Source organism: Halobellus ruber (assembly GCF_014212355.1).
GTDB classification, from domain to species: Archaea; Halobacteriota; Halobacteria; order Halobacteriales; family Haloferacaceae; genus Haloquadratum; species Haloquadratum rubrum.
In genome coordinates, this window is sequence record NZ_JACKXD010000002.1 from 615,495 (window position 1) to 641,692 (window position 26,198).

A 26,198-nucleotide genomic window follows, 5' to 3' on the forward strand; every position below is an offset into this window, starting at 1 on the left:
TATGGCCGAGTTCACGAACCCCTACGCGGAGGAAGACCCGTTCGTGGAAGCCCACTTCGAGTGCCTGGAGTGCGGCGGCAAACTCTGGGAGTACGGGATCCAACGCCGGATGGTGTGTGAGGACTGCCGGGCGCTGTTCAGGACCGACGAGATCCTCGAGGCGCAGACGAGCTGACGACGACCGCCGTCGCGGTCTCGACGCCGACGTTCGTCGGTCCCAGTACATTTATGCCCGCGTTTCACCAAGTAGTGGTATGGCACAGCAAGAGCCAGAAGACCTCTTAGAGATGAGCTCCGAGACGCGGAGCATCCTCGAAGAACACAGCCTCGAGCCGCTGTGGGAGGTCGAAGACCGGTTCGGGACCGTGATGGACGACCCCGAGGCGGACATCTGGAAGTGGGAGGACATCCAGGAGTCGATCGACGCCATCGAGCGGGACGTCCCGATCGCCGACCTCCCGCCGGGGTTCCAGCGTCGGGTCGCCGTTCCGATCGACACCGCCAACGCGATCTCGAACACCATCTACGTCGGGATCCAGACGGTCTCGCCCGGCGAGACCGCGCCCGCGCACCGCCACGGCGCCAACGCCCTCCGGTTCACGATCGACGGGGCCGAGGACATGAAGACCGTCGTCGCCGGCGAGGAGTTCCCGATGAAGGACAACGACCTGATCACGACCCCGCAGTGGGAGTGGCACGATCACGTCAACGAGAGCGACGAGACGGCGGCGTGGCTCGACGTCCTGGACCTCCCCTTGGTCTTGGACTCGCTCAACGCGAAGAACACCTTCGAGTACCACGAACTCGAGCGGCAGCCGGTGACCAAGACCCAGGGATACTGGGCCTCCCAGTACGGTCGCGGCCGTCCACAGGACGAAGTGGAGGACGACAGCATCCCGGGGCCCTTCGAGGGCACCAAGGAGCCGACGCCGCCATACCGGTTCCAGTGGGCGGAGATGATCGAGTCGCTCCGCCAGCGGGCCGACAACGGCGACCCCGACCCACACGACGGCTACAGCCTGTCGTACGTCAATCCCGCCTCCGGGGAGCCGCCGCTGTTCCCCACGATGTCGTTCCGGGCACAACTCCTCTTCGAGGAGACCGACCCGCACTTCCACAACGCCACCGAGGTGTACTTCGTCATCGAGGGCGAGGGTGCGACCCACGTCGGCAACGAGGCCTTAGAGTGGAGCCAGTGGGACGTCTTCGTGGTCCCGCCGGACGAGATCCACCACCACGACCCCGACGAGGAGGCGAAGCTGCTCGCGATGACCGACCGGCCGGTGTTCGAGTCGATCAACCTCTACGCCGAGGCCGAGCCGTCGTCGTAACTCCGGAGCCGACTCGAACGGCCCGCAGCGCTACCCTTGACCGCCCTTCCGGACGTTCGCGTCGGCGTAGCTGACGTCCCGACCCGTGACGTCGACGGTCATCGAGCCGACGTCCTCGATCTCTGCGTCGATGGTGTCGCCGTCGTGGAGTTCGCTCACGCCCTCGGGCGTGCCCGTCGTGATCACGTCGCCGACCTCCAGGGTCGCACCCAGGGAGGCGTACTGGACGATGTCGGCGCAGGTGTACACCATATCGCCGGTGTTCTCGTACTGCCGGCGCTCGCCGTTGAGGTGGAGTTCCATCCGGAGATCCTGGGGGTCGTCGATCTCGTCGGCGGTGACGACGCAGGGACCGATCACGCAGAACGTGTCGTAGGACTTCCGGTTCGAGCGGTCCTGGTCGCCGCGCAAGGAGATGTCGAGCAGGATCGTGTACCCGAAGACCTTGTCCCACGCCTCCTCGGCGGTGACGTCCTTGGTCTCCTCGCCCATCACGAACGCGAGTTCGATCTCGTGGTCCGTCCGGCGGTCGTCAAAAGGGAGTTCGATCCCGTGGTCCGGACCGACCACGCTGGAGGGCGCCTTCAGGAAGTAGCCCTTGTCCGTGATCGAGAACCACTCCTCGGTGGTGATGTCCTTGTCCGCGATGGCCTCCTCGATGTGTTTCTCGTAGTTGAGCGGGGCCGCGATGACCTTCCCCGGGCGGCCGACCGGCGAGCCGACGTGGACGTCCGCGACGTCGTGGTCGGGCTCGGCACCCTCGTACTCGGCGGCGTCGTAGTCGCCCTCGATATACTCGACGAGCGGTTCCTCGCTTTCGAGGCCGAGCCGGTCGGTGAGGTCGATCACGCCGGTACCGTCATCCGTGAGCAGTCCGAGCCGAGTGTCGTCGTAGCGGACGAATCGCATACCCGGACGGACGGCGGAATCACTGATAAAAGATGCCTTTCACACTCAACGATCCGGTGGCCGTCGACGGCCATGCGGGCGATCGGGCGGGATCGCGCGCCGTCCCGGCGGTATCGCCGCGCGGTCTACGACGACGGTCTACAGGTGGCTCCCGGTCCACCACATCAATAATGAAAGTTTGGTGGAGATCGGGTTTCACGCGCATAACCTGGTTACGCCGGTGATATCCGGGCGGTCGATCCGCGGCGGCGGTTCGCGGCCGCGTCGTCGGTGCGGTCAGTCCCGTTTGCCGCGTCGACCCGACAGTGCCGGCCTGCCCCGAGACGACAAGTTATAAATCGCGGCACGGGGTGAGTTCACCTAACGGGCCGGCTCGGGGGTCCGCCGTCCGCCCCCAGTCCGGTCGTACCACGATGAACGGGGAACCCGATTCTGAACTCGACTCGCTCACGAGCCGGCTCGTCGTCGCCTTCGGCGTGGTCGTCCTGCTTCTGGTGTGGGGAGTCATCTTCACGTTCACCGTCTACTCGGAGGCGCTGTCGACGGCGTTCGGGCTCTCCGAACTCCGGACCTCGACGGTGTTCTCGATCACTACGGCGGCGTTCTACGTCGCCGGCGGCGTGGCGGGCGTCCTCGCCGCGCGGGTGCCGCTCAGGCCCGTCGTCGCCGCCGCCGGGGGGACCATCGCCGCGTCGGTCGGCCTGCTACAGATCACGACCTCATACCCGGGGGTGGTCGCGGCGTTCGGGCTCCTCGGGACCGCCGGCGGGACGATCTTCGTCGTCGTCATCTCCCTGGTCCCGCAGTGGTTCGACGAGTACGAGGGCCGGGCGATGGGGATCACGTTCACGGGCAACGGCCTCGGCATCCTGGTGCTGCCGCCGGCGTGGGTGTGGCTGCTCGAACGGACCGGGATCAGGGGCGCGTTCGCCGTCATCGGCGGCGCGACGGCGCTGGCCGTCCTCGCGGCCGCGACGATCTACCGGCGGCCGACCGGGCGGCAGTCCGGCGGGGAGCTGGCGGTCGGGACCGAGTGGATCCGGCGGAACGTCCTCGATCCGCGGTTCCTCGCGGCGGTCGCGGGCTTCTCGCTGCTGTGGACCTGGTACTTCGTCCTCTCGGCGGACCTGGTCGGCATCCTCACCGGCAACGGGATCCCGCGGGGGGTCGCGGCGACCGCGTTCGGGGTCGTCGGCGGCGTCAGCGTCGTCGGCCGACTCGCCAGTGGGGAGTTCGCCGACCGGATCGGGATGCGGGTGACCCTCACCGGCGGCGTCGTCGTTGCGGGCCTCAGCCTGGCGGTCCTCCCGTGGATCGCCGCCACGCTCCCGATGTACGCGCTCCTTGTCGCGTTCGGGGCGGGGCTCGGCGCCGTCGCGCCGCTGTTCTCGCCCATCGTCATCGGCCGGTTCGGTCCCGGGAACGCCACCGCGGTCGTGGGAGCGTTCACCGTCGGCCAGGCGGTGACCTCCTTTTCGGCGCCAGTCGTATTGAGCCTGCTCCGGTCGGCGTCGGGGGGGTACACCGCCCCGCTCGTGTTCCTCGGCGGCGCGACGCTGCTCGGCGGCGTCCTGTTCTACCGCGGGACTGCGCCGGCCGCGGACGCCTGAACGGGACCCGACCGACCCGGCGGACGGATGCTATTCGAGCGCCGCGGCGAGCGCCTCGATCGGCGTCGGCGGCTCCGACCGGTCGCTTCCGGCGTCGGGGAGCAGCGCCCGGTCGACGCCCGCGCCCAGGTCCGAGAGCTGCGTCCGACACGACGCGCCCGGCGCGACCACCGAGGTCGCGTCGCTGTCCTCGACCTGGGAGCCGAGTTCCTCGCCGATCGCCATACTCATCGCGTGGTGTTCGGCCTCGTACCCGAAACTGCCGGCCATCCCACAACACCCCGAATCCAGCGGGTCGACGCGGTAGCCCGCCCGCCGGAGCACGCCGACCGCGTGGTGGTCCTTCTTCGTCGCCTTCTGGTGGCAGTGGCCGTGGTAGGCCAGCGACCGGTCGGGGGCGCCGAAGTCGACCGCCTCGTCCAGCCGGAAGGCGTCGAGGTACTCACACACCCCGTAGCTGTTCGCGCGGACCGCGTCGACGTCCGGCCCCGAGAGCAGGTCGCCGTAATCGGTTTGAAGCATCACCGCGTCGGAGGGTTCGGCGACCACGACGTCCCACCCCGCGTCGATCCGGGGCGCGAGTTCGTCGACGACGCTCCGGGCCGACTCCCGCGCGGCGTCGAGGTATCCCTTCGAGAAGGCGGGCCGGCCGCTGTCGGTGGCGTCGGCGAGGTCGACGGAGACGCCCGCGGCCTCCAGCACGCGGACCGCCGCCTTCCCGACTGCGGGGTGGCTGTAGTTGGTGTAGGTGTCCGGCAGGAGAACGGCCCGTCTGTCGGCGGTCGCGGCGTCGACCCGACAGCCGCCGCGCGCGTCGAACCAGTCCCGCAACGTCTTCCGGCGGAAGGTCGGCAGCGTCCGCTCGCCGGCGATGCCCACGGTCTCCTCCAACACTGTCCGGGCGCCGGGAACCTTCGCCGCCCAGTTCGAGACCGGCGCGAGCGCGCTGCCCACCTTCGCGAGGGTGTCGACGTTGGCGAACAGCTTCGACCGGAGCGAGGAGCCGTGCTCCTGGTGGTACGCGTGGGTCACCTCCGCCTTCAGCTTCGCGAGGTCGACCTCGCTGGGGCAGTCGTTGGCACAGCCCTTACACCCGATACAGAGGTCCATCACCTCGGTGACGAACTCCTCGTCGGTCGGGTCGTCGGGGAGGTCGCCGCTCATCGCCTGCCGGAGCATATTCGCCCGCCCGCGGGTGCTCGTGATCTCCTCGTCGGCCGCGCGGAAGGTTGGGCACATCACCCCGCCCTCCGACTGCTGGGTGCGGCAGCCGCCGCAGCCGTGACAGAGTTCGACCATCCCCTGCATCCCGTTGTCGTTGTCCCACTCCAGCGCCGGGTCGAAGCCCGCCTCGAACTCGTAGTCGGGGTCGAACCGCAGGTTCTCGGTGAGGGCGACGTCGCCGCAGACCTGGCCTGGGTTCAGGAGCCAGTCGGGGTCGAAGGCGGTCTTGAGGTCGCGGAACGCCTCCCACAACCGGTCGCCGTAGAGCTTCCGGTTCCACTGGGTCCGCGCGCGGCCGTCGCCGTGCTCGCCGGAGACGGACCCGCCGAGTTCCACGACGAGGTCGGTCACTCCGTCGGCGATCGCCTCCATCGCGTCCACCTCCAGCTGCGATTTGGCGTCGATGAGGGGCCGGACGTGGAGGACACCGGGGCCGGCGTGCGCGTAGAAGGCGGCAAACGTGCCGTGATCCTCGAGTACGGACTGGAACTCGGAGACGAACTCCGGGAGGTGCTCCGGCGGGATCGCACAGTCCTCGAGGAAGCTGATGTGCTTCTCGTCGCTGGTGCGGCTCAGGAGGATCGGCAGCCCCGACTTCCGGAGCTTCCAGAGCTCCTTGCGGTCGGCGTCGTCGTAGGCCTCCAGGGCACCGAAGGCGTAGCGATCGTCCGAGGGTTCGGCGACGACGCCGCCGTCGGTGCTCTCCGGGGCCCTCCCGCCCTCGTTTGCGGCAGTAGCGCCGCCGGATCCCGGCACCCGATCCGCCAGCAACCCGTCGACCATCTCCCGCCCCGCCGCGTCGCTGTCGGCGTAGAACTCGGTCAGGAGCGCCGCCTCGGTTCCCGCCGGGAGTTTCGCGACAACGTCCTCGAACTCGGTCGTCTCCGACGCCAACTCGATCAGCGTGTCGTCGATCAGCTCCACCGCCGCGGGGTCGTGATCGAGGACGTGGACCACGTCGCTGACGGCGTCGAGGACGCTGTCGTAGGTCAGAAGCGCCACCGACTTCGACCCGGGGAGCGGCTCCAATCCGACGGTCGCCTCCGTCACGACCGCGAGCGTGCCCTCGCTGCCCGCAAGCAGGTGAGCGAGGTTGACGACACCCGCCTCGCCGTACTCCCCCTCGGCCTCCGCGAGCAGCCGGTCGAGGTTGTACCCGGAGACGTTCCGCTTCAGGTCGGGATAGCGGTCGCGGATCTCCTCGGCCTGGTCGTCGAGGACCGAAATCACGCCCGCCGCAATCCGCGCCTCGATGTCGCCGTCGGGGTCGGCGCGTTCCCTCAGTTCCGACACCGACACCTCGCCGAAGGTGGTGACGGTGCCGTCGGCGAGCACCACCTCCGCTTCCTCGACGTAGTGGTCGGTCTTCTCGTAGACCAGCGAGTGGGCTCCCGTGGAGTTGTTGCCGATCGCGCCGCCGATCGCGCTGCGGTCGCCCGCGGCGGGATCGGGCCCGAACGTGAGCCCGTGCTCGGCGGCCCGGTCGTTGAGATCGGAGAGGACGGTCCCGGCCTGCACCCGCGCCACGCCGGCGTCGGGGTCGATCTCCCGGACCGCGTCCATATGTCGCGTGAAATCGAGGACGACTGCCTCGTTGACCGTCTGCCCCGCGAGGCTCGTCCCGCCGCCGCGGGGGAGCACCGGGATCTCCTCGTCGGCGCAGTAGGCGACAACGCTCGCGACATCGGCGGTCGACGTCGGGAAGACCACGCCGATCGGCGTCACCTCGTAGGCGGAGGCGTCTGTCGCGTACAGCTGTCTGGTGTAGGTGTCGAACCGCACCTCGCCGTCGACCCGGGCGTCGAGGGCGGCGACCAGCCCCGGGCGCTCGACGTCGTCTGAGGTGTACTGGTAGTCGGCGCGACCGTCGGCCGCGGTGGCGGAGGCCACGCCGCCGTCCGGAACGGTGTCGGTGTCGCGGTCGGGCATATGGCTACTGTTGGGGCAAAGACGCACTTATACCCCCCGCTGGCGGCGAGGCTCCTGGAGCGGGACAGGCGATGCATACGGGTTTTGCGCCGCGGCGGCAACCGAAACGGTATAGTAGCGTTTGCAAGTCTTCGCTCACTCGATCGCACGACGGCGTGCGATCGGACGTGCACCCAGTTGCAGGACGCGGGCAGTGACGGATCCGCGTCCGGATCCGAGGAGGACCCGGAGCGATACTTGGAGGACGACCACCTCGTCTTCGGGTTCGAGATCGACGGGATCCCGTATGCGGTCCCGCGGTGGGTGCTGTTCCCCCACGAACTCCTGAACCCGGAGTTCGGCGAGGGTCCGGTCACGCTGACGTACTGTAGCCTCTGTAACGCGCCGATCCTCTACGACCGCCGACTCGGCGACGGCGACGTCCGGACGTTCGGGAGCACCGGGATGCTCGCCTCGGTGAACAAGGTGATGTACGGCGAGGAGACCGAGACGCTGTGGGACCAACACTCCGGCCGGCCGATCGGCGGGGAGACGCTTGCGGCCGATCCGGACCTGTATCTCGACCAGTTCGCGGTCACCCGGACCGAGTGGGGCGAGTGGAAGGCCGAATACGCCACGCGCTCGCGCTTGACCTCGAGACGGGCTACGGGTACGACTACAGTCACTACGACGGGAACGTCGACTTCTTCGAACACTACTGGAACCGTGAGGAGATCGTCCAGCCGGGGGTTCGGAAGGACCAGGATCGGCTTCCGGAGAAGGAGTCCGTCTACGGGATCACCGGCAGCGACCCCGACGAGGTGTGGGTCGTCCCGATCGACGACCTCCGCGACGGGGCGGGCGTCCTCGCCGCCGAGATCGACGGCCGGCCGGTGGTCGCCGCGCTGGACGCGACCGCTGACACCGCAGTTCACGAGGCGCCGCCGACGCCCGTCGAGCGGGTCGACGACGACGAGGGAATCGGCCTCGTCGACGCCGACGGGACCACGTGGAGCCTCTCGCGGAACGAACTCCGGTCCGAGGACGGCACGCGCGAGCGGATCCCGGGCCGCCACGGGCTGTGGTTCGCGTTCCGGACGCACTACGAGACCGCACGCGCTAACCCACAAATATATAGATTTCCCTGAGATTAGAATCTCGTTATAATAGCCTCATAAGCCGTAAAATAGCCGAACGAGTCGGACTGGAAAAAGTCTCCGGCGTGATTATATACTCGTCTGTCGGCTCACTCGGCGAACCGCGACTCCAGGTCGTCGATCAACTCCTGATTGCCGACGTACACCGGCGTCCGGGCGTGAAGATCGTCCTTCTCGACATCGAGGAGCGAACGGCGGCCGTTCGAGGAGGCCCCGCCCGCCGCCTCGACGATGTATCCCACCGGGTAGCCCTCGAACTGGAGGCGGAGCTTCCCTTCGGGAGCGTTCGACAGCGTCGGGTACGCGAAGATCCCGCCGTAGGTGAGCACCTGGTTGACGTCGCCGATCATCGCGCCGCCGTACCGGAGCTTCAGCGAGGGATCCGACTCGACGTCCGCGGCGAAGGCCTCGAACGGCTCGACCCAGTGTGGCACCCGACCCCCGAACCCGTACACGGTGGGGTCGTCGGGGAGCCGCACGTCCTCGGTCAGCACGTCGTAGTCGGCGTCCTCGTGGATCACGTACTCGGTCACCGACCCCTCTCTGGCGACCGCCATCGTGGTGATCGGCCCGTAGAGGACGTACGCGGCCGCGCGGATGTCGCGGCCGGCAGCCGGTAGCGGCCCGTCGTAGACCGCGACGATCGTCCCCATCGCGGCGTTGGGTTCGAGGTTCGAGGAACCGTCGAGCGGGTCGACGCAGACCGACACGCCCGACCCGACGTCGACTGCGGTCTCCCGCTCCTCGCTCGCGTACGTCCCGACGCCGTCGAGCGCGCCGAGCCGTTCGCAGAGGAGGTCGTCGGCGAAAACGTCGGCGGCCATCTGAGTCTCCCCCGAGGGGTTCTGCCCCTCCGCGGCCACCCGACGCCCCGGGAGGCCGGAACGGATCTCCGGGGCCGCCCGAGCGACGACGTCGACGACGGCGTCGATGGCCGCGGCGATCGATTCGACCTGATCGGTGGTGTCGGTGTCGGTCATCTGTGAGTCGTTCGTGAAACGGATTCGTCAGTTGGGACTGCGGTTACCGAGTACAAAAATTTGTTGCCACCTTCGATTCGGTCACTATCGGCCTGCAGTCCCGATTTCAGGCACTATAGGCGCTAAGAGTCCACTTCGGCTCCGTTGCGCTGATTTACTCGAATATGAACTAATGTCGTGACGGGCGGTCGCGCCCGCCGCCGGGTTTTACCTACAGGGGTCCGTGACGACCGGTGATGGGGATGATACGCGCCGACGGCCTCCGGAAAACCTACGGCGACTTTCCCGCCGTGGTCGGGAGCGACTTCACCGTGGAGGCCGGGGAGATCTTCGGGATCGTCGGGCCGAACGGGGCGGGCAAGACCACGACGCTGAAGATGCTCGCGGGACTGGTCGAACCGACCGAGGGGACCGCCGAGGTGGGCGGCCGTGCCGCCGACGACCCCGAGACCCGCCGGAACCTGGGGTTCCTGCCGGAGGAGTCGCCGCTCTACGAGGATATGACGCCGCGGTCGTATCTGGAGTTCTTCGCGGACCTCTACGACGTCCCCCGCTCGGAGGCCACCGAGCGCACCGAGTCGACGCTCGACAGGCTGGAACTCGAACACCGCGAGCGACGGCTGGGGGATATGTCGAAGGGTATGAAACGGAAGGTCGCCATCGCCCGCTCGCTGGTCAACGACCCCGACCTCCTGATCTACGACGAGCCCGCATCGGGGCTGGACCCGCTGACGACGAACTACGTTCTGGAGTTCACCCGCGAACTCGCCGATCGGGGCAAGACCGTCGTGTTCAGCGCTCACAACCTCTATCACGTCGAAAGCGTCTGCGACCGGATCGTGATCATGAACCGCGGAGAGATCATCGCCCGCGGGACCGTCCCCGAGATCCGCGAGACGTACGGCGAGACAACCTACCACGTGTTCACGACGGTCCCGGTGGAGGGAAGCGACTCCGTCGCCGGCGCCGATTCCGAGCGCCACCGCGCGGTCGTCCCGGATATGGACGCCGTCGAGGAGCTCAGGGAGCGCGCCGCGGCGGCGGGCGGGAGCGTCGTCGACATCCGGACCCGCGAGCAGAGTTTGGAGGACATCTTCCTCGACCTCGCCCGCGGCACGCCCGACACCGACACCGACCGGGGCCGTGTGCCGGTCGACGACGGCGACGGGGGGGCGCCCACGAGCCACGGTCCGAGCGACCGACCGGCGCCGTCGACGCCCGGATCCGGGGGCGACCGCCGGTGAAACGGTCGCCGTATGACCACCTGCGGGCCGTCCTGCGCATCGCCCGATGGGAGGTCGACCGCTCCGCGAGCGTCGTAGACCGGCGGACGGCGGCCCTGGGGGTGGTCGCACTCCTGGTGGCCGGCGGCGTCGTCGCCGCGGGCGCTGCCGGCGGCGGGGTCGCGCTCGACCGCGACATCTACCGGGTCGGGGTCGCACCGGACAGCCCCTACCGCGAACCCGTCGAACGGAGCGTCGCGCTCGACGCCCGGCCTGCTGAGCCCGACGCCTTTCGCGCCGGCGAGATCGAGGTGTTGGTCCGGGACGGGCGCGTTCTGGTCGCGAACTCCCCGAAGGGCCGGGCCGCGGCCTCGGCGTTCCGATCGGCGGTGCGGGCCTACAACGTCGGGCTGATGCGCGCCGAGGAGAACGGCTCCGCGGCGTTCCCGGTCGTCGTCGTGGTGCAGTACGCCTCCCAGTCGGCCGCGCTGCCCGACTCGGTGACCGCAGGGGACGGTGACGGGGGAGCCATCGGCGGCGACGACGGCGGCAGCGGCGGTGGCGGCGACGGAACCGACGGCAGCGACGCCGGGTCGGAACCGGACGACGGTGGCGGCTCGACGGGTGGCCCGCTCGGCGTCCCGGCCCTGGAGGGTCTGAACCCGCTGGGCGGCGGCGGGTCCGGGTCCCCGGCGGAGATCCAGCCGCCCTTCCCGTTCGGCTCCTTGGTGCTCGCCTTCGCCTTTCTGGTGCCGATGAACTTCGTGATCCAGGCGTACGGCTCGACGATGCTGAACGAACGGATCAACCGCCGGGGGGAACTGCTCTTGGTCGCGCCGGTGTCCCCCGGCGACATCGTGGCCGGGAAGACGCTGCCGTACCTCGGACTCCTCGTCGGACTCACCGCGCTCGTCGCAGTCGCCGTCGGCGGAAGCGTCGTCGCGGTCGCGGCTGCACTGCCGATCGCGCTCCTGTTTCTTTCGGCCACCTTCGCGGGTGCGATGTTCGCCCGGTCGTTCAAGGAACTCACCTTCGTGACCGTCACCGTCTCCGTCTTCCTGACCGCGTACACGTTCGTGCCCGCGATCTTCGCGAACGTGACGCCGATCGCACTGATCTCCCCGCTCACGGTGGTGGTCCGCGACCTCCAGCCCCTCCAGTCGGTCGCGCCCCTGGAGTTCGCGTTCGCGACCGTGCCGTTCACCCTGTGTGCGGGCGTCCTGTTCCTGCTCGGGACCGGGATCTATCGGGAGGAGGACCTCTTCACCCAGCGGCCGGTCCCGCTGAAGCTGCTGGACGCGCTCGCGGTCCGGGTCACAAAGCCCCGACACGCCGCGGTCCTCGCGGGGCTTACGGTCCCGTTCGTGTTCGTCGCTGAACTGCTCGTGGTCGCGGTACTGTTCGCGCTGCCGGTGTCGGTCACCGTGCCGATCGTCCTGCTCGCGGTCGCGGTCGTCGAGGAGGTCGCAAAGAGCCTCCACCTGTTTGCGGCCTTCGAGGCCGATCGGTTCCCGGACACACGTCGGACTGCGGTCCTCCTCGGAGCGCTCTCGGGGCTGGGCTTCTTCGTCGGCGAGAAGTTCACCGCGGTCGTGCAGGTGGTCGGTCTCCCCGAACTGGTGCTGGGACGGGCGGCGTTTGCGCCCTCCGGGATCGGCGTCACCGAGGGTGCGGCACTGTTTCTCGCGCCGCTCGTGCTCCACGTGGTCACCACGGGCATCGCGGCCCTCGGTGCGCGGCGGACCCTCCGGTGGTACGTCGCTGCCCTGGTCGGGAGCGTGCTCCTCCACACCGCGTACAACCTCACGGTGGTGACCCGCCTTGCGTGACCGCACCGACCCCCGCGTCACGATCGCCCGCCGGGAACTCGGACAGCTACGGAAGGAGAAGACCATCGTATTAGCGCTCGTGCTCCAGCTTTTCATCGCGGCGTTCTCGTCGTTCCTCGTCGTCGGGCTGGTGTCGCTGTACGACCCCGGACAGGTCGGCGGTACCGAAGTCGACGTCGCGGTCACCGGCGACGCCTCGGAGGAACTGATCCGCGCCGCCAGGGAGGTTCGCGGGGTCGACGCCCGGTTCTACCGGAGCGAGGCGTCGGCGATGCGGGCGTTCCAGGAGTACCGCGCGACCGGGATCGACGCCGTACTGGTGGCTGAAACCCGCGACGAGCGGGTGTTCGTCAGGGCGGTCGCACCCGACTCCAACGTCCAGACCACTGTCGTGGTGGTGCAGTTGCGCGACGTCCTGCGCGCCTTCGAGCGCGCCGAACGGGCCGACCGGGCGGCGTTCCTGGCGTCGACGCCGCTTGAACTCCCGCCGGAGACCGACTCCAGTCCATACCTCGGCTTCACGTACACGATCCTGCTGCCGCTTCTTCTGGTGTTGCCGGTGTTCATCTCCGGGTCGATCACGGTCGACTCCGTCACCGAGGAGATCGACCGCGGGACGCTCGAACTCCTCCGGGTGGCGCCCGTGACCCTCCACGACGTCGTCGACGGCAAACTCGCGGCCGCCGCGGGGCTCGCACCGGTCCAGGCCGGCCTCTGGATCGTGCTCCTGGAACTCAACGGCACGAGCGTCGCCAACGTGGTCCCGCTCGTCGCGCTCGTCGCCGGGCTGGCGCTCACAGTCTGTGGGCTCGGCGCGGCGGTCGCACTAGCTGCGCCGGACCGCCGGGCCGCGCAGTTCCTCTACTCCGTTGGGGTCCTGCTCGTGATCGGCGGGACGACGCTGCTGCCGCACGGGCCGGTGACCGCCGCCGCCCGGCTCGGCATCGGGAGCCCCACGACGGGGGACTACTTCGCGGTCGCGGGCGTCGTGGCCCTCGCGGTCGCGGTCTACGTCGGGCTCCATCGGCTGGTCGACCGCGTCGACGCCGACGCGCTCTGAGGGGCGGGGGTGACTTCGATCACCCGGTCGCGACCAGCGCCACGCCGGCGACCGCAAGCACCGCAGCCGCCAGCCGCCGGGACAGGTGTCCCTCGTCGAGGAGCAGGCTCCCGAGCAGCACCACGATGATCACCTGCGTGTTGATAAGCGGCGAGGCGATGCTCGCCGGGGCCAGATCGAACGAGGTCGTGGCCAGGTGGACTCCGACCGCGAACACCGAACTGAGCGCTACCAGCCCCGGGAGCACCTCACGGAGACGCGGCCACTCCACGCGGGTCACGGCAAAAGGGACCGCGACGCCGGCGACCGCGACGAACGAGAACAGCGCGGTGGTCTGGGTCGGGATCGGCGTGGTCGAGAGGACCGCCCGGGTCCCCACGTCGCCGAGGGCGAACAGTAGCGCCCCGCCGAGTGCGAGTTGGGCCGGACGGTAGGTGACCGCCCGGCGGAGCGGTTCGAGGGCCGACGCCGTCTCGTAGTTCGCGACGTAGATCGCGGTGACGGCGAGCACGACCCCGCCAACCTGGACGGCCCCGATCGCCGTCGTCAAAAGCAGTAGCTCGATCGGGAGGACGAACACCGGAACGAGCTTGTTCAGCGGCGCGACGTAGGAGGCGTCGCCCAGCTTCAGCGCCCGGATCGAGACGATGTTTGCCGCCGCCACGGTCACCCCGACCGCCCCGAGAAGCGCCAGGTCGGCTGGCGTCGTCGCGGCCGGGAGCACGGCCGTGTCGGCCGGCCAGGTGAGCGCGGCGATCGGCAGATACCAGACGAAGCCGGCCACCTCGTTGACCGCCGTGTACACCGTCGCCGGCAGCACGTCGAAGTGCCGCTTGTAGAGGTAGAGGTAGCAGCCGAACAGCACGGCGGCGGCCAGCGCCGCCCCCACACCCGGAGAGAGCATACCCCCACTCGGGAGGGGGCCCCCCTGAGGGTGTCGTTTTCGGCTCCGTCACGCGGCACCGAATCCGGAACGCACACAAACCCGGACCGACGAACGGAGGGTATGGGACTCGGAGGCACGGCGAAGAAGCTCCAGAAAGTGACCGATATGGCGGAGGACGTCTACACCCGGCTGAACGACCTCCGCGATCAGGTCGTCGAGATGCGCAAGACGACCCAGGAAACCAGCGACCGGGTCGACCGGCTCGAACGCGAGACCGCGGAGATGCGGGCGGTGGTGGAGGCGCTCGCGGAGGCGGAGGGGATCGACATCGAGGCCGTCACCGCCGACGTACACATCTCGGAGGCCGAAGCTGAGGGGACCGACGCCGCGGAATCCGACCCGGATCGGGCGGCCGCTGACTCCGCCGAACAGGACTGATCGGGGCGATCCGGAACCCGCGACGCTCCCGCGCCGACGCCTACCCGCGGAGCCGCCGACCGCCCCGGACGGACGCTTACCCGCGGAGTCGTCGGTGTTCGACCTTCATACAGTTGTCCTGGACGAAATCCAGCCCGGCGTCGGCGGCGCGCTCGGCCGCCTCGCTGTCGGTGATGTCCAACTGGAGCCACACGGCCGCGACGTCGCCCAGCCGCTCGGCCCGTTCGATCGCGCTGTCGACGATCCCCCCGGCCTCCTCGCTCGGGCGGAACACGTTCACCACGTCGACGCCGATCGAGTCCGGCACGTCGGCCAGTGAGTCGTAGGCGGTTTCGCCCAGGATCTCGTCGGCGAAGGGGTTCACCGGAACGATCCGGTAGCCGTGGCGCTGCAGGTACGCGGGGACGTCGTGGGCCGCCTTCCCGGGCGTGGTCGAGTTCCCCACGACCGCGACCGTGTCGTGGTTGAGGATCCGTTCGAGTCCGTCGTCGTCGGAGACAGACATACGGGTTTCGACGCACCAAAGCGAGAAAACAGTGGTGTTGCGGTCCCGGCAGGTACGACCCGGGACTCCGGGATCACGACAATCATCGGACGACGCGCGTTCGGGTTGGGAGGGCGTATACGACCGAGTCGGTCCCGAGGGCTTCAGAAGTTCTGCTCGATCATCACGCGGATGTATCGCCCGTACAGCACCGTCACCCGGCAGCCCTGAAAGCGAAACACCGCCGACGGAAGCCACCTACTGTCGTCCGTGGCCTTCGTCTTGAACAGTCCGTTGAGCTTCTCTACGTCGACGAACTGGCTAAGAGGCGGGGTCTCCGACAGCCGCGGCCACGACGCGGCGGCCTCGGAGACTGTCGAGGTAACGGCATCGGCCACACTAACCGGGCGGGGAAACTCCCGAACCAGCTTCGTGTCCGTCTCCCATCCCTGTGCTCGCTCCGAGGACGTCCGCTGTCGCTCGCTCATATTTGATCGACTGCCGGAGGAGGTATAACACCCGTTCCGCTGTTATTCGGGTCCTCAGGTTGAAATACCGATTCACATCGGCTCTGTGCATCTGCCCGGGCGTCGCGCGCAAGCCGACGCCGGACGACGGGGGACCGGAGAGCCGCCCGCGGTGGCTCGGTGTGTCACGGCAGCCTCCCGGGCGCCGCGCGTCCGGCAACCGACACGGCCGGGGTAGTAGCCGCGGCGCGACGGGTCGTCGCCCGGCCCACGACGCCCTCCAGGCCTTCGTCAGCGGAGCCACCCATCCCACGCCGTCGGGTGCGGCGTGGGTCCTCCGTCGCTGGTTCGATCGGTCGGGTCGGGCGTGACCGGTGCCGAACCGCAGTCGGGCGGCGCGGATCCGGCCACGCCGTCGGGCCGGCGTCGCCACACGGGGCTCGGTGCCGCACGTCTCGACAGGTCAGCCCGCGCTGACCAGCCCGGGACGTCGACGTGAATCCAGGCCTCCCGGGACATCGCGGCCGCGTATCGGACACGAATCACGAAAACAGCTCCGCGAGAAGCTTGCGTTCGGCCGTGCGGAGGTGTTGGCTGAACGTCGACTGCACGATGCCGAGTTCCTCGGCGACCGCGTCCGCACGGACGCTCCGCGGCCAGTCGAAGTAGCCCGCATGGAACGCCATCCGAAGCGTCTCACGCTGCCGCTCGGTCAGGGTCGAATCCACCGCGGCGGCGACCGCCGGTTCGGACTGCCAGTCGACCGACAGGTACCGCTTCGACACCAGCTCGATACCGGTGAGCGCCTCGGTGACCGCGTCGACGTACTCCCGAACCCCGGTCTCGTACGGTATCGTCACCGTCACCACCGAGGCTCCGGAGTCGGTCTCTACCTCGACATCCCGAAGCGCAGCCCCGTGGCTGATCAGTTGCTGAAGGGGCGACTCCGCGTTGAGCGTCACGACGCAGGTCACACGGCCCGGATCCGCACGGATGACCGATACGCCCGGGTGGTCTCCGGTTCGGGCTCCGATCCCGTCGGGGTTTTGATCCGGACCGAGGTCGAGCGTTACGAACACCGCACAGGTCCCGCTATCGCGGCGCGACACGTCCGTGGCCGACACCGGGGCGTCGACGTCGGTCACGAACCGCGACAGCGTCGACTCCGAGTCGATACGAAACGTGAGCGCCGTCGATCCGCCGGTCAAAAGCGCGTCGCGCCGTCGCAACGCCCCGATAGCGTGACCGATCGTCGCGCCGAGCTCGCTGAACGCATCGACCTCCTCTTCGACCATCCCTCCGGGCTGATCAAGGTGCACTTCGACCACGCCGAAACACACTGACTCGTGGACGATCGGGACCGCGACAATGCTGTTCGTGCCCCCGTTCAACCCCCGGTCGCGCCACCACACGCCGGGGTCGACGGTCAGGAGGTCCGTCACCGACACCGGCGACTCCGACTCGTAGGCGCGCCTCGCGGGGACCGCCGGCGTCGACGGAGCCGTCTCCGCTGTGGGGGGCTCAGACCCTGCCTGTGGGACGTTCGCGAGATAGGCGTCGAGGTCACCCGCTGACGCCCTACAGACCGTCGCACCGGTCGACAGATCGACGTCCGCGATCCAACTGCCCCTGACCGTGGCGACATCGAGCACCCGGCGACAGACCTCCGCCTCGACCTCGGCGTGGGTGTCTGTGCTCACCACCGCCGGGGTGATGGAACGGATGAGCCGGTTGATCCGGTCGAGCCGGGAGAGCTGCTCGTTCCGCCGTTCGAGCTCCCGGTCGCGGGCCAGGAGTTTCCGCGTCCGGGCGGCCTGTTTGAGCGCTTGCCGGGTGTTCGCCGCCCACGTCTCCGCGAGGCTCCGCCTCGCGCCCGAGAGCGACCGCCCGTCCGCCGCCGCCAGGAGAAACACGCCCTGCTGACCGAGCGGGCAGAGGAGCCAGTCACGGAACGCCGCGTCGAGCCACCCGTCGGCCCCGTCGTGCGCCCGGTGCGTTTCGGCGTCCAGCGGCTCCGTCCGACCGACGAACGTGGTCCAGACGGGGTCGTCGCCACCGGAGAGCGTCGGCAACTCGGGGTCCAGGTCGGGCGTCTCCCCCTCGTGTGCGGTCGGGACGAGCGTTCCCGTCGCCTCGTCCCTGGTAAACACGGCGGCGTACGGAAACTCCAGGTCGGCCGTCGCCGCCGCGACCGCCCGTTCGGCGACCGCGTCGATCGTGTCCGCGGCCATCAGGTCCCGCGTCGCGCGGTGGAGCGCCCTGAGGTACTGCTCACGCCTGTGTCGGATGGAGATGTCGTGGTAGTGCTCGACCCAGCCACCCGCGTACAGCCCGGTCCGGATCGCCGTTCCCCGGTACTCGAGCCACCGTTCCGTCCGCTCCCCGTCCGCGGGCACGTGGACCGTCGCCTCGACCTCGTCTGCGCGGCGCGACAACCCGTCCTGTACGAGAGACACGAGCGACTCGTCTCCGGCCTCGACATCGGCCAACCGCTCGCGCGCGACCGCGCCGTAGTCCCGGCCGTGGATGTCGTCCCGGTCGACCCCGAGTAACCGCTCGGTGGCCTCGTTCGCCCACACGACCGACCCGTCGGCGTCGACAACGACCGTCGCCTCCCGTGACTCGTCGAGGACGTCCTCGGTGAGCGACTCGTACCGCCGCTCGTTCGTCCGCTCGGCGACCGTCCGCTGGAGGCGCTCGACCGCGACGCGGAAGTCCTCCCCGGGAAGGTCGACCAACAACGCCTCGACCTCGGTCTGTACCGCTTCGAGGCGCTCGGTGAGCGACTGATACTCCTCGCTTTTGCGTAGCACCTCCGCGCTCTTGACCGCTTCGAGCGCGTCCTGCCGCTCGATCAGCGAGAACAACTCCCGGAGCTTCTCGTCGTACTCCGCGCGGGTGAGCATCCGGTCGAGCGTCTCCCGCAGCACCGCGGCGTCGACCGGCTTCTCCAGATACGCGTCGAACCCCATCTGCACGACGTCGAGGTCCGGTGTGACCGCCGACACCATCACCACCTGCGGGTCGAACTCCGAGGCTCGGATCGTCTCAAGGACCTCCCCGCCGGAACGGCCGGGCATCATCCGGTCCAACAGCACCACGTCGACGGTCGAATCGAGCCGTTCGAGCGCCGCAGCCCCGCCGTAAGCGGTCGCAACGTCGTACGTCCCCTCCAACCACTCGGCGTACAACTCGGCCAGACTTCGGTCGTCCTCGACGATTAGCACCCCCGCGACGCCCGACTGCGTCACCGTCATACCGCTCCCCCGGCGCCCGCCTGCGCCCGCTGGGTCCGGGTGGCCGGAAGCCGCAGGCGGACCTCCGTTCCGCCGTCGGACGACTCGACCGACACCGTGCCGCCGGCCTGCGTGACGACCATCCGGACCAGCCAGAGCCCGAGCCCCAGCCCGTGGGCCAACGGCGTCTCCTCGCCGGTCTCGAGAACCTCCGATTCCATCTCCGGCATCCCCGGGCCGTCGTCTCGCACCCGGACCTCGATCCAGTCCTCGTCGGGGCGTGCGAGTTCGACCGCGACCGTGGCGTCGTCGCCCGCCTGCAGCGCGTTCTCCACCAGTTCGCGAACCGCGTTTCCGACGGTCGTCGGCACCTGTACTGATCCGTCCGCTTCGGCCTCCGTCCGGACCGTTCCGCCGTCGTATCCGTCACGGACCGACTCGACGGCGTCCCGGACGACCGTCTCACACTCCGCTGTGCGGCTGTGCGTGCGCTGCCCCCGGAGGAGTTGCGAGATCTTCCGCATCTTCTCCGACATCGCCACCCACTTGTCGACGATCCCCTCGATCGTTTCGAGCTTCTCGGCCCGCTCGTCGGCGCTGTCCTCCTCGGCCAGCAACTGCGCCCACCCCCGGACCTTGGTCAGGTCGTTCCGCATATTGTGGCGCACCACCCGCTGCATCACTTCGAGGTGGCGTCGGTACTGCTCCCTGCTCGTGATGTCACGGCCCTCGGCGACGAGCAGGGACACGTCGTCGTCCTCGTCGGTCACGGGTTTCAGCGAGAAGTCGATCGTCGCGAGCCCGTCGGCGCCGCGAACCTCCGTCTCGTAGCGGACGAACTCGCCGTCCGCGGCCCGGTCGATGGCGTCCACGACGTTGTCGCGAACGGCCTCGGAGTGCGCCCACCACTGGGCGTCTCCCAGCCGGGTCCCGACGATGGCGTCGCGGTCGATCCCGCCGAACTCCAAGGCGGCGTCGTTGACTTCGAGGACGGTGCCGTCGGGATCCAGCAGGCCGGTGAACTGGAACGTCTGGTTGAAGATGCTCTCGAACCGCCGGGCGCGTTCCGTGCGCTCTGTCACGTCCCGGAGGTACAACAACATCCCGCCGATGGCGTCGTCGTCCAGCATGTTTCGGCACTGTCCCTCGACGTTGCGCCACCCGCCGTCCCCCGACCTGAAGCGACACTCGGCCTGAAAACTCCCGCCGGGGTCGTCTACGCCGGCGAAGAACGCCTCCATCGCCCGGTCCCGGCTATCCGGGTGGAGGTAGTCGAAGAGGTTCTCGCCGACGAGGTCGTCGGGGTCGTACCCGAGAACGCGGGTCGCCGACCCGCTGGCGTACGTCACCGTCCCGTCAGGATCGACGACGGTGATCACGTCGTCGGACTCCTCGACGAACCGCTCGGTCCGGCGCCGCTGTCGCCGACGGTCGGTCATGTCGCGGACGACCACCGCGTACCCGCGGAACTCCCCGTCGTCGGCCTCGAGCGGGGCGTGTCGGACGTCGGCGTAGAACTCCGACCCGTCCGCTCGGACGCGCCACCCCTCGTGGGCGCTCTCACCGGCGATCCGCGCCTGCTGGAGCAGCCGGCCGGGAAGCCCCGACTCGCGGTCGGCTTCCGGGTGGAGTTCGGCGATGGACGTTCCGACCGCCGCCTCCGCGTCGTACCCGAAGGTGTCCGCGGTCCCGTCGTTCCACGTCCGTATCACGCCCTCCTCGTCGACGATGAAGAAGGCGTACTCGTCGACGCTCTCGGTCAGCAGGCGGAACTGCTCGCGCTCCTCGTACAGCGCCCGCTCGCGACGCGCCTCCGCGGTCACGTCCTGGGCCAAGAGCAGCCCGCGGGTCTCGGCCGACCGCCCCTCCCCGTCGCCGTCGTCGGTCGGGACGATGTGAATCCGGAGCGTGCGGTCCCCGAGCTCGACCCGACGGTCCGTGCGTTCACCGTCGAGCGCCGCCCGGAAGCGCGGGAGCAGGTCGTCCGTAACTCCGGCGTCGGGGAGCAGCGACCCGACCGCCGCACCGGAGACGTCGGACGGGTCGACACCGAACTCCGGGAGGAGCTCCCCCGCCGCCACCCGGTAGTTGAGATCCCCATCGAAGCTGACGACCGCCCCGTTCGGGATGTTCCGTGCGAGGCGCCGGTACTGCCGCTCGCTGCGGCGCCGCTCGCGCTCCGCCCGCTTTCTGTCGGAGATGTCGGTCCCGGTCGCGAGCACACGGACCGGCTCCTCGCCGCCGTCGTAGACCGGCGTCGCCCGCGATCCGATCCACAGCGTGTCGCCGTCGCCGTCGAGCATCCGGAACTCCCCGGTACAGGGGGTGCCGGTTTCGAGCATCGCCTCCAGCTCCCGCTCGACCCGGTCGCGGTCGTCGGGGTGTACCGCCGAGATAAACTCCTCGGCGGACTCGACCTCCCGTCCGAGAATTTCGATAAGCGTCTCGTTCCACGTCACCGCGTCCGTCTTCAGGTCCCACTCCGCGAGGCCGGTGTTCGTCCCCGACAGCGCCAGTTCGAGTCGCTCGCGCTGCTCCCGCAGTTCTGCCTGGGTCTCCCGGCGGTCGATCTCGTAGCCGACCCACCGCCCGACCAGCCGGATGAACGACCGCTCGAACTCGTCGAAGGAGCGATCGCGGGGCTCCATCGAGGCGAAACACAGCGTCCCGTACAGGTCGTCGCCGGCAACCACCTCACTCCCGATGTACGCCTCGAGTCCGAACGTCTCGTGGGCCGGGTCGTCCGCCCATCCTTCCTCGACGGCGTGTGTGAGCGTCAGCGGACCGTCGTTCTCCACCGCCTTTCGACAGTACGACCGCTCGAGCGGGTCCGATTCGCCCGGCTGGAGGCGTTCGTGCGACCCGACAGCCTCGACGATGGTCTGGGCGTCGGACCCTCCGTGTTCGCCCCGATCGATCCGCGTCAGGAAGCCATACGGCAGATCGAGGTGGTCCCTGCCGGCCCGGAGGAGCGCGGTGATCTTCTCGTCGAAGGTGAGCCCCGGGTCGGTCGTGACCTCGTAGATACGCGTCAGCAGGTCGTTTCTGGACTCGGTCCGTTTCTGGCGCCGCTTCCGTTCCGTGATGTCCTGCTGGATGCCGATGTAGCTCCGGACGGCCCCACTCGCATCAGTGACCGGCGTGACGGAGAGGCGGGACCAGTACGGCGACCCGTCCTTTCGCTCGTTCCGGACGTCGAGCGAGACGGGGTCCTCGGCTTCGATCGCCCCGCGGAGTCGAGCCACCGTCTCTGGGTCGGCCGCCTCGCCCTGCAGGAACCGTGGGTTGTTACCGAGCACCTCCTCGCGGGCGTAGCCGGTCATCCGCTCGAACCCCTCGTTGACGTAGACCAGCGGGTTGTCCTCGCGGTCCGGATCCGTGATCTGGATCCCGACGTTGGCCTCGTCCATCGCCCGCTCTTTCAGTTCGAGTTCGCGCTCCCGGGCTTTGCGCTCGGTTTCGTCACGCACCGTACAGACGAGACGCCCGTCACCGACGATCGTCAACGAGAGCTCGGCCGGGAACGTCGACCCGTCGGGTCGGCTCCCCGTCACCGACCCGCGCCAGTGGCCGTCGGCTTCGAGCGCCGGGAACGCCTCCCGTTCCAGGCGTGCGACCTCCTCGTCGTCGTACAGCCTTCGCCAGGTCTCCCCGAGGAGATCGTCCGTGCTGTCGAAGCCGTACATATCGACGTGTGTCCGGTCGACGTAGGTGTACTCGCCGTCCTCCAGGATCGCCACGCCGTCGGCCGCCTCTTCGACAGCCCGCCGGAACGACTCCAGCTCGTGGCTTCGCTCCCGGAGTTCGCGTCGTTGCCGTTCGCGCTCCGTTACGTCCACGAACAGGGCGTTCGTCCCGGCGACCCCGTCCCGGCGGGGGACCGCACGCAGAAGCGTGTGAACCGGCTCCCCGTCCGCATCCACGAGTGTCCGCTCGGTGACCTCGAACGACCCGGCGAGCGCGTCGTCGTACCCCCCGTCCCGCAGGTCAGCCGCGGAGTCGGCGGTGTACACGGACGCAAGCGGTTCGCCCGCCAGTTCGCCCCGGTCGTACCCCAGCCGGCGCAGGAACCGGTCGCTACACGCGTCGATGACCGCCTCGTCGTCGACCCGGCGGGTCCGGACGAACAGCAACGGCCCCTCGTTCAGGAGTTCCTGTGGTTCGACGCCGGCCCGCTGTTCCCGTCGGTCGTCGATCCGGTCGAGGGCTGCCCCGAGGTTCGCCGCGATCCCCTCGACGACCGCCACACCCGCCTCGTCGAACCCATCGGCCTCGGCAACGCCGAGGCGCAGTACCCACCGGGACCCGGCGGGAACGAACGCCTCCGCCCGGAGCGGTCCCCGGGGATCGGTATCGATTGTCGCGTCGGCGTCGACCCCAGCCGGCTGATCGTCGCTCCGGGTGCGGACTTCGGCGCGTATCTGCTCCGGGATCGCTTCCGGGTCAGCGTCTGTCGGGGCCGACAACGGGTCGAACGCGTACATAGTATCGAACGCTCCGGTCGCCGGCTCGTACGCACAGACGGAGACGACCGGCTGCTCGAACGCCGTGTTCGCCAACTCGGTCGCGTGGTCCACGGCGCTGTCGACCGTCTCAGCACGGTCGAGGGCCGCCGACAGGGAGAGAAAGCGACCCGAGGACGGGTGTGTCGCTGACATAACTAAACTGATATTACTGTCATATTAATCTTTTTTCTCTCCGCCCGCCGCACCGGCGACCCCTCGCCCGTCATCGTGCGATCCAGTGTCGTTCACCAGCGCCAGGACGGTCCCTCCCTCGGACCCACCGTCGGCCGAGAGACCGGCCGCCGGTACGCTGACGGCCGACAGGTGGGCGACGTAATCGCAGGTGAGAACCGACGGGTTCCGGCCGAACTGGATCCCGACGGCGTCGCTCGTTCGGCGGTACAGCGTCGACCTGTGGGAGTCGCCGTGCTCCGGGTCGCACTCCTCCAGCAGGCCGGCCGACGAGAGCTGGTTGACCCGCCGGTAACAGGTCGCAGGCGGGATGTCGAGCGAGTCGCTGAGTTCACCCACCGACGTCGGGGTGTCGGTCGCTCCGAGAATCTCGATGCTGTACGTCGCGCGGAGGGCCTCGATGAAATCCATTATGCGTTTTCCTCTGACACGCGCTACTCTCACTATTGAGAAAACGGTAGCCCCGTTACACATCGATGTGACCACAAACAGTACCGATACACATCGGTACGCGCGGACGGACCGGCCACGAAACGCCGCCCCCGGTGGTTCAGGCCTCTCCCCCATCGTCGCGGCCGATGGCCTGTTATACGTAGTCCCGAGGTATATCCGCCGGCTGCCGCCCACAACCTCGGTCGATAGGTCAGTCGGCGGCGGACCCGCCCGTCTCCGCCCCCGGCCCGAGCCGCTCCTCTCTCGTCAGGTAACACTGCGGATCCGGAGCGAACACGTCGCCTTCGGCGGCCAGCCCGCGGAGCCGGGAGCCGCCCCGACAGATGTCCTGGTGCCGGCAGGTCGCACACCGGCCGGTCAGGTGCTCCTCGCGGGTCCGGAGCGCACGCAGAAGCGGGTTCGACTCGTCGTCCCAGATCGCGCCGAACGGCCGATCGCGAACGTTGCCGAGGCTGTACCCCTGCCAGAACTGCGTGGGGTGGACGTTCCCTTGGTAGTCGACGTCTGCGACCCGCTCGCCCGTCGGATCGCCGCCGTTGACTTCGAGATACCGGCGGACCGCGGCCGCCCGCTCCTCGCCGAACCGGTCGCGGGCGTACTCCACGAGGAACGCGGCGTCACAGTAGTTGCCAACGAGCAACGTCTCGATCTCCTCGCCGGCGTCGTGGTAGGATCGGGTCAGTTCACACAGCCGTTCGACGGCCTCACGGCGCGCCGCCGGCGTGAGGTCCGCGTCGGCGATGTCGCCGCCGCGGCCGCCGTAGTCCAGGTGATAAAAGCAGAACCGGTCGACGCCGACCTCCGAGAGGAGGTCGACGACGCCTTCCATATCGGCGGCGTTCCGCTCGGTGATCGTGTACCGGAGCCCGGTCTTCAGCCCGGCGTCGAGGAAGTTCTCGATCCCGCGGACCGCGGCGTCGAACGCGCCCTCCTCGCCCCGGAACGCGTCGTTGCGCTCGGGCAGCCCGTCGACGGAGACGCCCGCGTATTTCAGGCCGGCGTCCCGGAGCGCGGCCGCCCGTTCGGGCGTCACGAGGGTACCGTTGGTCGAGAGGACGGGCCGGATCCCGACGTCGGCGGCGTGGGCGACGAGCGTCTCCAGATCCTCGCGGACCAGCGGCTCCCCACCGGAGAACAACACCACCGGAACGCCGTAGTCGGCGAGTTCCTCGAGCAGTCGTTTGCCCTCGGCGGTCGTGAGTTCACCCGGTGCCGCATCGAGGTCGGCGCCGGCGTAGCAGTGGTCACAGTAGAGGTTACACCGGCGGGTGAGGTTCCACACCACCACGGGCTTTGTCGTCCGCTCCTCGGTGATCTGTTCCCGGGAAGAGTCGCGGCCGTCGTCGTACCGAAGCCCGTCGCCCTCCGCGTCGAGTTCACAGAGGAGTTTGCTGATCGAGATCACGGCCGTTCACCTCCCCCCGAACTCCTCGCCGGTTCGGCCTCGCTGTCCTCAGGTTCCCCTGCGTCCCCGAGGTCCCGCTCGGTGAACCGCGCGACCTCAGCGGCCGGACAGAGCCACAACGTGTCCGCGGCCCATCCGAACAGCGACGACGCCTGCTCGTGCGCCACCGACGCGGTCGGCGCGGAGACGCTCCCGACGTGACGCAGCGGCTCGGCGGGCTCCTCGCGGAGGAACACTTCCCACTCGGGGGTCCCGTCGCCGCGGGGGTCGTCGACGCGTTTCACGTTCGAGTCGGTCATCGGGTCATCCGTATGGGTCTCCCCCCGAACGCGTTCCGTCGATTTTCGGGAACTGGGAACGACTGTGGTTCTCTTTTGTACCGGAACAGTAAGGCAGGTGATGTCAGAACAGCGCGTCACGCGGCGGACGGTCCTCGGTGGCACAGCCGCGGCCGCGGTCGGATTCGCCGGCTGTTCCGGCGGTGGCGGCACCGCGTCGGGCGAGAGCGGGTCGACCGACGAACCGACCGGCACCGCCACCTCCGGGGGGTCGACCGACGCGGTCGAGGAGTACCTCTCGGACGTCGACAACTACGACGGCATCGTCGATGAGACCGGCGCCTCGGAGGTAACGGTCACCGTCGGGGCCGAAGCCAACGGCGGGAACTTCGGGTTCGGCCCCGCAGCGATCCGCGTCTCTATGGGGACGAAAGTCGTCTGGAAGTGGAACGGGCTCGGCAGCACTCACAACGTCGTCGCCGAAGACGGCTCCTTCGAGTCGAAGCTGGTCGCCGAGGATGGTCACACCTTCTCACGGACCTTCGAGGAGCCCGGAACGGTCGAGTACTACTGTACGCCCCACAAGACGATGGGGATGAAAGGCGTCGTCGTCGTCGAGTAGC

The 26,198-nt window shown here is 69.0% G+C and carries 19 protein-coding genes and 1 pseudogene; 9 read left to right on the plus strand and 11 right to left on the minus strand.

Annotation, left to right across the window (positions count from 1 at the left end):
- The first annotated feature begins 1 nt into the window (after position 1).
- Together H5V44_RS08000 and H5V44_RS08005 are read left to right on the plus strand one after the other, a co-directional pair.
- The gene (locus H5V44_RS08000) at positions 2–175 is read left to right on the plus strand and encodes a hypothetical protein (RefSeq protein ID WP_185192578.1); all 174 of its coding nucleotides are present in this window, start codon (positions 2–4) and stop codon (positions 173–175) included.
- A 79-nt stretch (positions 176–254) separates the two neighbouring features.
- A complete protein-coding gene (locus H5V44_RS08005; protein WP_185192579.1) occupies positions 255–1,331 on the plus strand; it encodes a cupin domain-containing protein in 1,077 nt (358 codons plus the stop codon).
- 30 nt (positions 1,332–1,361) lie between these two features.
- Here H5V44_RS08005 and H5V44_RS08010 read toward each other — a convergent pair whose 3' ends face one another.
- A complete protein-coding gene (locus tag H5V44_RS08010) occupies positions 1,362–2,240 on the minus strand; it encodes a fumarylacetoacetate hydrolase family protein (protein WP_185192580.1) in 879 nt (292 codons plus the stop codon).
- A gap of 413 nt (positions 2,241–2,653) precedes the next feature.
- On the opposite strand from H5V44_RS08010, the gene H5V44_RS08015 reads away from it, so the two are divergent.
- Positions 2,654–3,850, plus strand: a complete 1,197-nt coding sequence (locus H5V44_RS08015) for an MFS transporter (RefSeq protein ID WP_185192581.1) — start codon at positions 2,654–2,656, stop codon at positions 3,848–3,850.
- Between the two features lie 30 nt (positions 3,851–3,880).
- On the opposite strand, the gene H5V44_RS08020 is transcribed toward H5V44_RS08015, so the two are convergent.
- A complete protein-coding gene (locus H5V44_RS08020; protein ID WP_185192582.1) occupies positions 3,881–7,003 on the minus strand; it encodes an FAD-binding and (Fe-S)-binding domain-containing protein in 3,123 nt (1,040 codons plus the stop codon).
- Between H5V44_RS08020 and H5V44_RS18120 the strand changes: the two are divergent.
- Positions 7,004–8,130: pseudogene (locus H5V44_RS18120) on the plus strand (DUF3179 domain-containing (seleno)protein).
- 98 nt (positions 8,131–8,228) lie between these two features.
- On the opposite strand, the gene H5V44_RS08030 reads toward H5V44_RS18120, so the two are convergent.
- Positions 8,229–9,119 (minus strand): class 1 fructose-bisphosphatase, encoded by an 891-nt coding sequence (locus tag H5V44_RS08030; protein ID WP_185192584.1) that lies wholly within the window; start codon positions 9,117–9,119, stop codon positions 8,229–8,231.
- Positions 9,120–9,361: 242 nt separating this feature from the next.
- Between H5V44_RS08030 and H5V44_RS08035 the strand changes: the two genes are divergently transcribed.
- The 3 genes from H5V44_RS08035 to H5V44_RS08045 are packed head-to-tail and all read left to right on the plus strand — an operon-like array spanning position 9,362 to position 13,231.
- Complete coding sequence (locus H5V44_RS08035; protein WP_185192695.1) at positions 9,362–10,363, plus strand: ABC transporter ATP-binding protein; 1,002 nt, start codon at positions 9,362–9,364, stop codon at positions 10,361–10,363.
- Positions 10,360–12,171 (plus strand): PrsW family intramembrane metalloprotease, encoded by a 1,812-nt coding sequence (locus H5V44_RS08040; protein ID WP_185192585.1) that lies wholly within the window; start codon positions 10,360–10,362, stop codon positions 12,169–12,171. Before H5V44_RS08035 ends, H5V44_RS08040 begins: the two co-directional genes overlap by 4 nt.
- Positions 12,164–13,231 (plus strand): ABC transporter permease, encoded by a 1,068-nt coding sequence (locus tag H5V44_RS08045; RefSeq protein ID WP_185192586.1) that lies wholly within the window; start codon positions 12,164–12,166, stop codon positions 13,229–13,231. Before H5V44_RS08040 ends, H5V44_RS08045 begins: the two co-directional genes overlap by 8 nt.
- Positions 13,232–13,250: 19 nt before the next feature.
- On the opposite strand, the gene H5V44_RS08050 is transcribed toward H5V44_RS08045, so the two are convergent.
- Entirely contained in the window at positions 13,251–14,135 is an 885-nt protein-coding gene (locus tag H5V44_RS08050) for an EamA family transporter (protein ID WP_185192587.1), read from the minus strand.
- Positions 14,136–14,237: 102 nt separating this feature from the next.
- On the opposite strand from H5V44_RS08050, the gene H5V44_RS08055 reads away from it, so the two are divergent.
- Positions 14,238–14,555 carry a DUF5798 family protein gene (locus H5V44_RS08055; RefSeq protein ID WP_185192588.1) on the plus strand — a complete coding sequence of 106 codons (318 nt, stop codon included), beginning with the start codon at positions 14,238–14,240 and terminating at the stop codon, positions 14,553–14,555.
- A gap of 76 nt (positions 14,556–14,631) precedes the next feature.
- Here H5V44_RS08055 and H5V44_RS08060 read toward each other — a convergent pair whose 3' ends face one another.
- The 7 genes from H5V44_RS08060 to H5V44_RS08090 form a co-directional block, all read right to left on the minus strand.
- On the minus strand, positions 14,632–15,060 hold the full coding sequence (locus H5V44_RS08060) for a CoA-binding protein (protein WP_185192589.1): 429 nt from the start codon (positions 15,058–15,060) through the stop codon (positions 14,632–14,634).
- A gap of 143 nt (positions 15,061–15,203) precedes the next feature.
- Positions 15,204–15,527, minus strand: a complete 324-nt coding sequence (locus tag H5V44_RS08065) for a HalOD1 output domain-containing protein (RefSeq protein ID WP_185192590.1) — start codon at positions 15,525–15,527, stop codon at positions 15,204–15,206.
- 521 nt (positions 15,528–16,048) lie between these two features.
- Positions 16,049–18,763, minus strand: a complete 2,715-nt coding sequence (locus tag H5V44_RS08070) for a helix-turn-helix domain-containing protein (protein ID WP_185192591.1) — start codon at positions 18,761–18,763, stop codon at positions 16,049–16,051.
- Positions 18,760–23,400, minus strand: a complete 4,641-nt coding sequence (locus H5V44_RS08075) for a PAS domain S-box protein (protein ID WP_185192592.1) — start codon at positions 23,398–23,400, stop codon at positions 18,760–18,762. The genes H5V44_RS08070 and H5V44_RS08075 overlap by 4 nt, the downstream gene beginning before the upstream one ends.
- Before the next feature lie 24 nt (positions 23,401–23,424).
- Positions 23,425–23,850, minus strand: a complete 426-nt coding sequence (locus tag H5V44_RS08080) for a winged helix-turn-helix domain-containing protein (RefSeq protein WP_185192593.1) — start codon at positions 23,848–23,850, stop codon at positions 23,425–23,427.
- A gap of 232 nt (positions 23,851–24,082) precedes the next feature.
- Positions 24,083–25,297 (minus strand): TIGR04347 family pseudo-SAM/SPASM protein, encoded by a 1,215-nt coding sequence (locus H5V44_RS08085; protein ID WP_185192594.1) that lies wholly within the window; start codon positions 25,295–25,297, stop codon positions 24,083–24,085.
- Positions 25,294–25,596: an Htur_1727 family rSAM-partnered candidate RiPP gene (locus H5V44_RS08090; protein WP_185192595.1), complete on the minus strand. Its 303-nt coding sequence runs from the start codon at positions 25,594–25,596 to the stop codon at positions 25,294–25,296. Before H5V44_RS08090 ends, H5V44_RS08085 begins: the two co-directional genes overlap by 4 nt.
- Positions 25,597–25,696: 100 nt before the next feature.
- On the opposite strand from H5V44_RS08090, the gene H5V44_RS08095 reads away from it, so the two are divergent.
- Positions 25,697–26,197, plus strand: a complete 501-nt coding sequence (locus H5V44_RS08095) for a halocyanin domain-containing protein (protein WP_185192596.1) — start codon at positions 25,697–25,699, stop codon at positions 26,195–26,197.
- Position 26,198: the final 1 nt, after the last annotated feature.